The sequence below is a fragment of the bacterium genome (genome assembly GCA_016873475.1).
Taxonomy (GTDB): domain Bacteria; phylum Krumholzibacteriota; class Krumholzibacteriia; order JACNKJ01; family JACNKJ01; genus VGXI01.
Genome location: VGXI01000137.1, coordinates 1 through 9,132, shown reverse-complemented (window position 1 = coordinate 9,132; position 9,132 = coordinate 1). Strand labels below are relative to the sequence as shown.

Sequence of the window (9,132 nt, the reverse complement as noted above, 5' to 3'; positions counted from 1 at the left end):
TTTTGTAGCGGGCGAGGAAGGCGGCCACGAGCAGCGGGATGTCCTCCTTGCGCTCGCGCAGGGGCGGCACGCCGATCTCCACCACCTTGAGGCGGTAGTAGAGGTCCTCGCGGAAGGCGCCGCTCGCCACAAGCGCCTCGAGGTCGCGGTGCGTGGCCGCGATGACGACGGCCGCAAAGTCCAGCGCCTGCGCGCCCCCGACGCGCTCGAAGCGTCGCTCCTGCAGCACGCGCAGCAGCTTGGCCTGCAGGTCCAGCGGCAGGTCGCCGATCTCATCGAGAAAGAGGACGCCCGCGCCCGCCAGCTCCAGCCGCCCGCGGCGCCGCGCGAGCGCGCCGGTGAAGGCGCCCTTCTCGTGGCCGAAGAGCTCGCTCTCGAGCAGGGTCGGCACCAGGGCCGAGCAGTTCACGGCCACGAAGGGCGCGCCCGGCGCGAGATTCCAGTGGATGATCCGCGCCACCAGCTCCTTGCCCGTGCCGCTCTCGCCGCGAATCAGCACATTGGCTCGCCCGCGACTCGCCTGCCCGATCGCCTTGTGCAGTTCGAGCAGTGCGCGGCTCTTGCCATGCAGACGCGGCGCGCCGCTCTCGGCGAGCGCCGCCTCCAGCTCGGGAGTCCGCGCCGTCTCGGCGGCGCGGATCTCGGCGAGCGCGCGGTCCAGGACGCGGTCCAGCTCGTCCACGTCCAGCGGCTTGTGCACGTAGTCGAAGGCGCCCAGGCGCATCGCGGCCAGGGCCTTCTCCATGTCGTGATGGCCGGTGATCATCACCACGCGGGCGCGGCTGCCGGCTTCGCCCATGCGCGCGAGCAGCTCGAGCCCCTCGCCGTCGGGCAGCTTGAGGTCGAGGATGACGAGGTCGGGCTCCGCGATGCGCCAGAGCGCCTCGCCCTCGGCCAGCGTGGCCGCGCTGCGCGGCGCGAAGCCGCGGCCGGCCAGCTCGAGTTCGAGGCTGCGGCGCAGCGCGCGATCGTCGTCGACGATGAGCAGGTTGCGCGGCGTCTCGCTCATGCGCTCCTCTCCGGCTCGCGAGGGATGACGAGGCTGAGGCGGCTGCCCGCGCCCTCCTCACTATCAACCTCGACGCGGCCACCATGCAACTCGGCGCACTTCTGCACCGTGCTCATGCCGAGGCCGACGCCCTCCTCCCGCGTCGTGAAGAAGGGATCGAAGAGCCGTGCGCGCAGCGCCGGTCCCATGCCGCGGCCCCGGTCGCTCACGGTCAGGCGCAGCCAGTCGCCTTCACTCGAAGCCGCGAGCTGAATGCTCGCGGCCTCTGGCGACGCCTGTGCCGCGTTGTCGAGCAGGTTGACGAGCGCGCGGCGCAGCATCTCAGGATCGCCGTGGAAGTACAAGTCCGGATCGGGCGCGGCGAGGTCGAGGCGCTGGCCGCGGCGCTCGCGCTCGGCGGCGCTGAGGCGCTCGGCGTCGCGCAGCAGCTCGCCGGCCAGGAGCGGCGCGACGTTCGGCGTGGCGGGCCGGCTGTAGTCCAGGAGCTCGCCCAGCATGCGTTCGAGGCGCTCGCCCTGCTCGCGGGCGATCTGGAGCTGCTCGCGCTCGGTGTCGCTCAGCTCGGCGCGGCGGGCGAGCGAGGAGAGGTTCATCTTCATCGCCGCGAGGGGACTCCTCATCTCGTGGACGAGCCCGGCGGCCAGGCGGCCGAGCTCGGCCTGCTGCTCGGCGCGGGCCAGCTCGCGGCCGCTTCTCGCAAGGGCCTCGCGCCCGCGGGCGAGGGCGGCGACCATCTCGCTGAAGCGCTCGGCGAGGCTGCCGATTTCGCCAGGCCCACGCGGTAGCGCGGGTTCGCTCAAGTCGCCGGCCGCGACGCGCTCGCTGGCGAGGGCGAGGCCGACCAGGGGCCGCGAGAGGCGGCGCGAGAGCGTGACCGCGAGCGCGAGGGCGAGCAGCACGGCGGCGAGCCCGACGAGCACGATCTGCCGCGCGAGGCGCCCCAGCGGCGCGAAGGCCTCGGTGGTGCCGATCTCGGCGAGCAGGGCCCACTGCTGGCGGGGCAGCCACTCCCAGGCGCCGAGCACCTCGTCGCCCAGCACGCCGCGGTAGACGCTGCTGCCGCTCGCGCCGGCCAGCGCCGCGTGCACGCCGGCCGTGGGCATCTTGTGCGTGAGCGCGGGCGGGTGGTGCATGTTGCGCGACGGCGTGAGCATCGTGGTGTCCGCGCCGACGAGGTAGGTCTCGCCCGTGGCGCCCAGGCCCGTCGTGTCGGCGAGGATGGGATCGATCGTGCTCGCCGGGCGCATCACGGCGACGAGCACGCCGCGCGCTTCGCCGCCCACGCTGATCGGCTGGGCGAGGTGCATCACCGGGTCGCCCTCGGGATCGCGGGCGACGGCGCCGAGCACGGGGCCGCCGGACTTCAGCGCGAGGCCGAGTTCGGGAAGCGGCGGCAGGCGGCGGTGCTCGGGCGCGGGGGCGCCGGCCTCGGCGAGGATCTCGCCCGTGGGGCCGAGCAGCAGGCAACGGCGGTAGGCGCTCTGGCGTGCGAGCAGGCGGTCGAGCTGGGCGGCGAGGGCGGCGGGATCGGGTGCGGGGCGCGCGAGCTCGGCCTCGACGAGCGAGTCGAGCCAGGCCATGTCGCCGAGGCGCTCCTCGAACCAGCTCTCCAGGCGCGCGCGGCGCTCGCTGGCGACGCTGCGCAGGTGGCTCGTCGCCTCGGCCTGGAGGGCGCCGCGGGCACGCGCGTAGGCGAGGGCGCCCACGGCGGCCGCGGTGAGCAGGCTGAAAAGCGCCAGGGAGAGGAAGAGCCGCCAGCCGAAGGCGCCGAGGAAGGGCGTCTCGCGGCGAGGGGCCATGCGTCAGGCCTCCGCGCCGAGGGCGGCGAGCACGCGGCCGAGCCGCTCGCTCACCTGAGCGGCGATCGGCGCGAGCTGCGGGTTGCCGATCATGCCCATCATGCCGGCGATGTCCATGACCCCCACGCGCGTGGCGCCGCCGGCGACTTCGCGCAGGGTGAGGTTGCAGGGCAGGAGCAGGCCGATGTCGGGCTCGGCGCCCATCGCCGCGCTGGCGAGCGGCGGGTTGCAGGCGCCGAGGATGAGCTGCGGCGGCACTTCGTGGCCGAGCTTCGCGCGCAGCGTGGCCGCGACGTCGATCTCGGTGAGGATGCCGAAGCCCTCGGCCTTGAGCGCGGCCTCGGCGCGCGGGCGCCAGGCCGCGACGCTGCCGGGCAGGTCGAGATAGAGGCCGTAGGCGTTGCGGCTCACTTGCATGGCATCTCCTTGCAGCGGCTCGCCGCGCGCGGCTTGGGTGTGAGGTCGGCGAGCAGGGTTGCAAGCGCGTCCATGGTGGCAGCCTAGCGAATCGGCGGTGGATTGTACACGTGTACAAAAGGGCGGGACTTGCCACGTGGCAAGTCCCGCGGGAGGTGCGGCAGGGGGATGCGAAGACTCGTTCGCGGCGGTCAGCGGAGGAGAACCAGGCGCTTCGTTTCGGTCGTGCCCGCCGCCGCGAGACGGGCGAAGTAAACACCACTGGCCTGCGGGTTCCCGGCCGCATCGCGGCCGTCCCAGACGAGGGCCTGCTCGCCGGCGGCGAGGTGGCCGTCGGCCAGCGTGGCGATGCGACGGCCGGCAAGATCGAAGACCTCCAGGCGCACGCGCCCCGGCGTGGCCAGCGTGAAGGGCAGCGTAACGGCCGGGTTGAAGGGGTTCGGGTGCGGCGCGAGCAGGCGCGTCTCGAAGGCCGGCGGCAGCGTGACCGCCAGCGTGCGCAGGAGCTGCCAGTCCTCGCCGGGCAGGCGGCCTTCGAGGCGATAGGAGACCTCGCCCCCGGGGGCGAGTTGGGAGTTCCCGTCGCGGGCATGGAAGCGGCCGGAGCCCGCGGCCTGCCAAGCCACATCCCAGCTCGCCGCGGCTCGCGTGCCCGTGAGGCGGAAGTCGGCGAGGGCGTCGGCTTCCCAGGCGAGATCTACGGCGCCGATAGCGGGCGTCGCCGTGAAGCTGGCGAGGGCAACGGGCGTCTCCTCGCAGCCGGCGCCGAAAGCACCGATCAGCACGCCGCAGGTATTGTTCGCGGAGAGGCAGGGTGAGTCGGCCTGAAGTCGATAGTCGCCGTGCTCGGCGTCACAGAAGAGTGGATCGGCGGAGATATTGCCGCTCACGCCGAGCTGGGACGCGGCGCAGCCGGCCCATTCATCGTCACTCGCATCGAAGAGGTTCGAGCACGTGAGCGTGGGGAGCGCATTCTCCCCGCAGGCGATTGCAGGTCCAGCCCCTGAGCCCACGATGAGACAGCGGTCCCAGGTCCCGGCACGCGTCGCAGAGTAGTAGATGGCATTGCCCTCGTCGTCCGCCGTGTTGCCGACTAGGGTCAAGTTGGTGAGGTTTAGCGCCGATTCGATCATCGAGAGCGCCCCGCCATCGCCGTCACTGTGGTTGTCGACGAAGACGCAGGATCGCGTTTTCGCTTCAGGCGTGATCACGGTGAGGTAGAACGCGATCGCACCACCGCGCAACTCCGCCCGGTTCTCGGTGAAGTGACAGAAAGTGATCGCCGGCACGCGAATCTCACAAGAAATGGCGCCGCCTTCCGGCGCCTCGTTGCCGATGAACAAGCAGTCCGTGATCTCGGAGCGGCGGTCGTGCAGGGCCACGGCGCCGCCGCGATCGTCAGATCGATTCCCCTCGAAGGTGCAGGAGAGGAGTCGCAGGCGGCCGTGGTTGTAGGTCTTCGCAATGGCCCCGCCGTAGGAGCTGGCGTGATTGCCCGCGAAGTTGCAGTGCTGAATCGTAAGACTCGCCGAGGTGCAGTTGATCGCCGCGCCCTGCCACTGCGTGTAGCCGTTCTGGAAGGTGATGCCCTCCACCAGGGTCAGGGAGTCCACCCCGCTGCAATCCAGGATCCGGCCCATGCCCTGGCCGTCGATGACGACAGTACCTGGCTCCTCCGGATTGCCGAGCAGCACAGCCTCCGAAACCATCTCCAGTCCATGTTCCAGATAGAGTCCCGGTGCGAGCGCGACGGTGTCTTGACTGGCAGTCTGGGCGAGGGCATCCGCCACCGTCGGCACATCGGAGGGCACCCTGATTTTGCGTGTGCCGATCTTGAACGCCGCATCGCTGGTATCCTGAGAGTCTTGCGAACGCACACGCAACCAGCAATCGAGTTCATAGCTTCCGGTGACGAGCCAGGGCTCTTCGCCATCGTGCGCCGTCCCCGCGAAGAGGGTCTCCCAGGGGCCGTCCGGGCCGCTGCGGGACAGCTCGATGTCGACCAGCTCTTCGGCCGACCCGGAGTTGGGATTCCAACACAGGGTGGCCACGACGCCCACGCGCAGCACCTCGCCGCCATTCGGACTGACCACGTCGATCGGGGTCGGCAGGCGCTTCCCCGTGGCCGATGCAGCCGGCCCCAGATCGCCCGCCTGGATGGCGCGGAGCGAGTAGGCGTGGGACCCGAGGCTCACTTCGACATCCAACCAGCTTCGCTGGGCGGGATCAGTCACCTCGAAGACCAGCACCCCATCCCGTTCGATCTGAAAGCCGATGGGCTCGCTCCAATCCCAATCCCAAGTTAGCTTGATGCCATCGCTGCGGTTAGTGCTTGCCGCAAAGGCTGAGGGAGCATGCCCCAGGCATCCCATGCCGAGCGCGCCGACGACCACTCCGCAAGCGTTGTGCTCCGGCAGGCAAGGCGACAGATCGGTCACGCACAAGTCGCCTTGCGCCAGATCGCAGAACTGGGGGTCCGCCGAGAAATTGCCATTGAGTCCTCCCTGTCCAGCCAGCCCGCCGACCCAGTCGCCAAGCTCGTTGCCAAAGGCGAGGCAGCAACTCGCCGTTGCAGTCCCGTAGATTGCGGGGCTTGGGTAGTGGGACTCCCGTGCATTGAAGGCGATGATGCAGCGATCCAGAGTCAAGGTCCCCTCTGCGCAATACACCGCGGTACCCCCGCCAAAGGTCATCGCATTCCCGACGAGGGTGACGCCGCTCAGCACGAGGTCTCCCTTCGCGTAGATCCCGCCACCGCGGTTGTCTACGCTTCCCGCAGCACTGACTCGATTCGCAAAGAACACGGCATCCTCGATCGTCGGAGTGGAGTTGAAGAAGAATGCGCCTCCACCCACGGCAGATCCCCACCCATCGTAGTCCCCAGCCGAAACGATGTTTCTCATGAACGACACCCGCCGAATCACGGGGGACGATGAGATTGCGGCTAGCCCGCCGCCGCCGCTGCTGGAGGCATGCGAGTGCCCCACCTGGTTATCCCTCAGGATCACATCTTCGATCACAGCATCGCTTCCGGCCCGGAGGCTGATCCCTCCACCGTCGCCGCCATACCAACCACCCGCCTGGCAGTCCGAGATGATGAGCTGTCGCAGCACCGGGGATGCGCCATTGCAGTAGATTGCAGCGCCAGTCTCCGCCCATCCCCGGCGAAGCGTCAGTCCGATCACGGCGCTCGCGCCGCTCTCCCCGTGATCGAAGGTAATGGCGCGCGATTCAAGCTCACAGTCGACGATCGTCTGCTCTGCGCCTGCTTCGGAGGTCAGCAGCAGGTTGGTCCCATTGAAAGCGAGGTCGCGATTACCGGCGCCCGTGTAGGTCCCCGGCGCGACGAGCACGGTGTCGCCCTCGACGGCCGCATCGATGCCGGCCTGGATGGTGGCGTACTGGCTCGGCACGCGGTGCACGGCGGCCGAAGCGGGCGAAGCGGTGGTGATGAGGAGTGCCGAGACTGCGATGGAGGCGGCGCGCATCGAACCCCCCGACAGCCACACCGTGCAGCGGCCCGTCCAGCCTGGCCGGCCGCCGCGTCCCTGGGCCTGGATTAGGTTCTTAGCAAGGAATCGCCGCCGGACCTCTCGGAATTGGGAATGCCCAATTCTACCAGGGCCGGCGACGGCGCCGCAAGGAGTTTGTACACGTGTACAAAGTGCCCGGGCCGCGGCGGGGCGGCCCAATGCCACCAGGCGATCAGCCGGCCCCGCCGCCCCGTGTGCCCGGCGCGCTCGCCAGCCGATGCGCGAGCCAGCGCTCGACCTCGGCCACGGGCACGCCGCGCCGCGCGGCGTAGTCGGCCACCTGGTCGGGCGCGATGCGTCCCACATCGAAGTAGCGCGCGGCCGGATGCGCGAAGTAGAGCCCGCTGACGCTGGCGGCCGGCGTCATCGCCGCGCTCTCGGTGAGCGCCATGCCGATGCGCCCGGCGCCGAGCAGCGCGAGGAGTGCGAACTTCAGCGCGTGATCGGGGCAAGCCGGGTAGCCGAAGGCCGGCCGGATGCCGCGGTACTCCTCGCGGATCAAGCGCTCGAGCGCGAAGGGCGGCGTTTCGCCGATCCCCCAGTCGCGCCGCGCCTGGGCGTGCATCCACTCGGCGAAGGCCTCGGCCAGGCGATCCGCGAGGGCCTTGGCCAGCAGCGCGCGGTAGTCGTCGTGGGCGCGCTCGTAGCGACGCGCAAGCTCCTCGGCGCCGAGGCCCGCGGTCACGGCGAAGGCGCCGAGGGTGTCGCCCGCGGGCGCCACGAAGTCGGCCAGCGAGAAGTGCGGCTTCTCCGGCGCCTTCTCGCCTTGCTGGCGCAGCATCGGCAGACGCAGCCGCGGGCGCGCGGGTGCGGCGGGATCGCCGAGCACGAGGTCGTCGCCCTCGCTGTGCGCCGGCCAGAAGCCATAGACGCCCCGCGCCCCGAGGCGCCCCTCCTCGACGATCACCTCGAGCAGCGCGCGCCCGTCGGCATAGAGCTCGCGCGCGGCGTGGCCGTGCGTGGGGTGATCGAGAATCCCCGGGAAGCGCCCGTGCAAGTCCCAGGCGTGGAAGAAGGGCGTCCAGTCGATGAAGGGAACGAGTTCGGCGAGCGCGGGCGCCACCTCGCGGGGGCCGAGGAAGGCGGGCACCGGCGGCGTGTAGGCGCCCCAATCGAGCGCCAGATGATCCGCGCGCGCCGCGGCCAGCGAGATCAGCCGCTTGCCCTCCTCGCGCCGCCCCGCGCGCAGGCGCTCCTGCTCGCTCGCGATTTCGCCAAGGTACTCGGGCGCGCCGGCGGGATCGAGCAGCCGCCCCAGCACGCCGACGGCGCGGCTCGCGTCCTTCACGTGGATCACGCCGCCGCCGTAGGCCGGCGCGATCTTGATCGCCGTGTGCAAGGCGCTGGTCGTCGCGCCGCCGATGAGCAGCGGCTGCTGCATCCCGCGGCGCTCCATCTCGGCGGCCACGGTGACCATCTCCTCGAGGCTCGGCGTGATGAGCCCGCTCAGGCCCACGATGTCCGCGCCCTCGGCTGCCGCGCGATCGAGGATCGTCGTCGCCGGCACCATGACGCCGAGGTCGATGACTTCGTAGCCGTTGCAGCCCAGCACCACGCCGACGATGTTCTTGCCGATGTCGTGCACGTCGCCCTTCACCGTGGCCATCACGACCTTGCCGCGCGAGGCGCCGCGGCCGGCGCCCGCGAGCTGCGGCGCGAGCCAGGCCACGGCCTGCTTCATCACGCGGGCGCTCTTGACCACCTGCGGCAGGAACATCTTGCCTGCGCCGAAGAGCTCGCCCACGGCGTTCATGCCGTCCATCAAGGGGCCCTCGATCACGGCCAGCGCGCTGGGCGCTTCGGCGAGGGCTTCGGCCAGGTCGGCTTCCAGGTATTCGAGGATCCCGTGCCGCAGCGCATAGGCCAGGCGCTCGCCCGCCGTGCCCGTGCGCCAGGCGGCCGCGGCCTCCTCGCGCGCGGCTCGCGCCTCGACGCCCTCGGCGAACTGGATCAGGCGCTCGGTGGCGTCCGGTCGGCGGCAGAAGAGCACGTCCTCGACGCGCTCGCGCAGCCCCGGCTCGATCTCCTCGGGCAGCGCGAGCTGGCCCGCATTGACGATCGCCATGTCCAGACCCGCCGCGATCGCTTCGCTGAGGAAGAGCGCGTGCATCGCCTCGCGCACGGGCTCGTTGCCGCGAAACGCGAAGGAGAGGTTGCTGAGCCCGCCCGAGAGCCGCGCGCCCGGGCAGCGCTGCTTGAGCCGGGGCAATGCTTCGAGAAAGGCCAGCGCGTAGCGCTCGTGCTCGGCGAGCCCCGTGGCGACCGCGAGCACGGCCGCGTCGAGGATGATGTCCTCGGGCGCGAAGCCCGCGCGCTCGGTGAGCAGGTCGTAGGCGCGGCCGAGGATCTCCACCTTGCGCGCCACCGTGTCGGC

Annotated in this window: 5 protein-coding genes; all 5 read right to left on the bottom strand. The window is 71.0% G+C overall.

The features are described from left to right. Positions 1-1,009, bottom strand: a 1,009-nt coding sequence (locus tag FJ251_10960; GenBank protein ID MBM4118238.1) for a sigma-54-dependent Fis family transcriptional regulator, incomplete at its 3' end; no start/stop codon positions are given. Continuing rightward, positions 1,006-2,808, bottom strand: a complete 1,803-nt coding sequence (locus FJ251_10955; protein ID MBM4118237.1) for a sensor histidine kinase — start codon at positions 2,806-2,808, stop codon at positions 1,006-1,008. The genes FJ251_10955 and FJ251_10960, both read right to left, overlap by 4 nt. A 3-nt stretch (positions 2,809-2,811) precedes the next feature. Further along, the gene (locus tag FJ251_10950; protein MBM4118236.1) at positions 2,812-3,225 is read right to left on the bottom strand and encodes a DUF302 domain-containing protein; all 414 of its coding nucleotides are present in this window, start codon (positions 3,223-3,225) and stop codon (positions 2,812-2,814) included. Between the two features lie 191 nt (positions 3,226-3,416). Then, entirely contained in the window at positions 3,417-7,064 is a 3,648-nt protein-coding gene (locus tag FJ251_10945) for a T9SS type A sorting domain-containing protein (GenBank protein MBM4118235.1), read from the bottom strand. Then, positions 6,931-9,132, bottom strand: a 2,202-nt coding sequence (metH, locus tag FJ251_10940; protein MBM4118234.1) for a methionine synthase, incomplete at its 5' end; no start/stop codon positions are given. The genes metH and FJ251_10945, both read right to left, overlap by 134 nt.

Excerpts from the sequence above, each read along its gene's own strand:
- FJ251_10945 (MBM4118235.1), bottom strand. The coding sequence starts at position 7,064 with ATGTGGGACGCATCGCGCCCGACCAGGTGGCCGACTACGCCGCGCGGC.
- FJ251_10950 (MBM4118236.1), bottom strand. The coding sequence starts at position 3,225 with ATGCAAGTGAGCCGCAACGCCTACGGCCTCTATCTCGACCTGCCCGGC.
- FJ251_10955 (MBM4118237.1), bottom strand. The coding sequence starts at position 2,808 with ATGGCCCCTCGCCGCGAGACGCCCTTCCTCGGCGCCTTCGGCTGGCGG.